A 1,258-nucleotide genomic window follows, 5' to 3' on the forward strand; every position below is an offset into this window, starting at 1 on the left:
GCCTTCGCCCGCTTCGGGCTCTGACGCCGGGGGCGTTTCAGCCCCGTCCGGCGCGCCGCGCGGAGACCCGCGCTAGGGCTGCCAGGTCCTTCTCGCCGTCGCCGTGGCTGATCGCCTCGATCAGCCCGTCGCGCAGGACGCTGGCGAAGGGCATCGGCACGCCGGCGCCTTCCGCCGCCTGGAGCGCCAGCCGCACGTCCTTGGCGCCGAGCCTCAATCCGAAGCCCGGCGGCTCGTAGCGGTTCTGGGCGATCGAGGCGCCGTAGCCCTTGTAGACCGGCGATGCGAACAGCGTGCTGGTCATCAGGTCGAGGAAGTCGGCGCCCGCGACCCCGTGGCCCTCGGTCAGCGCGCAGGCCTCGCCCATGGCCTCGATCGCCGAGATCAGCATGAAGTTGCCCGCGAGCTTGACCGCGTTGGCCCGTGACGGCTCGACGCCGAAGGGCCAGGTCCTGGCGCCCATGGCGTCGAGCAGCAGCGCGGCCCGCTCGAGCGCAGCCGCCGCGCCGGCCGCCACGATGTTGAGCTTTCCGGCCTCGGCCACGTCCGGGCGCCCGAAGACCGGTGCGGAGACGTAAGGAACGCCGGCCCGCTCGTGGATTGCGGCGAGCTGCCGGGCGAGCGCCACCGAGATCGTGCTCATGCCGATATGCAGGCCGGGGCGCTCCGGCTGGTCGAGCAGGCCGCCGGCCACGATCACCGCCTCCAGAGCCGCGTCGTCGGCCAGCATGGTGACGACGGCATCCCCGGCAAACGCCTCCGCGGCGCTCGCCACCGGGGTCACGCCCTCGATGCCGCGGGCGGCCTCGGGCGAGCGGTTCCAGGCCCGGACCCGGTGGCCCGCCCGCGCGAGGTTGGCGGCCATGCCGCGGCCCATCCGCCCCAATCCGATGAATCCGACGTCCATGCCGTGCTCCTCGCTGTCGCCGCCGCCGTGCCGACCCCGGTCCGGGCTCCGATGGCGCAGGCGGGGATTTGTCCCGATCGCCCGGCATGGCAAGCTCGCGCCATGCTGCGCAACCGCATCACAGACATTCCGGGCCTGCGGGTCGGCCACGCCGGCGACCCGTCGGTCGCCAGCGGGGTCACCGCGATCCTGTTCGACGCGCCCGTCATCGCCTCCGTGGACGTGCGCGGCGGCGGCCCCGGCAGCCGCGAGACCGACCTGCTCGATCCCGAGCGCACGGTGGAGCGGATCGACGCCCTGGTGCTCTCGGGCGGCTCGGTCTTCGGGCTCGACGCGGGCGCGGGCGTGACC

Annotated in this window: 2 protein-coding genes; one reads left to right on the forward strand and one right to left on the reverse strand. The window is 74.3% G+C overall.

Going from position 1 to position 1,258, the window contains the following annotated elements; genetic code table 11:
* Positions 1-37: 37 nt before the first annotated feature.
* Positions 38-907, reverse strand: a complete 870-nt coding sequence (locus tag FV228_RS30125) for an NAD(P)-dependent oxidoreductase (RefSeq protein WP_147857775.1) — start codon at positions 905-907, stop codon at positions 38-40.
* A 102-nt stretch (positions 908-1,009) separates the two neighbouring features.
* Between FV228_RS30125 and FV228_RS30130 the strand changes: the two genes are divergently transcribed.
* Positions 1,010-1,258, forward strand: a 249-nt coding sequence (locus FV228_RS30130; protein WP_187277979.1) for a P1 family peptidase, incomplete at its 3' end; no start/stop codon positions are given.

It is taken from the genome of Methylobacterium sp. WL18 (assembly GCF_008040015.1).
GTDB lineage: Bacteria > Pseudomonadota > Alphaproteobacteria > Rhizobiales > Beijerinckiaceae > Methylobacterium > Methylobacterium mesophilicum.

Excerpts from the sequence above, each read along its gene's own strand:
- FV228_RS30125 (WP_147857775.1), bottom strand. The coding sequence starts at position 907 with ATGGACGTCGGATTCATCGGATTGGGGCGGATGGGCCGCGGCATGGCC.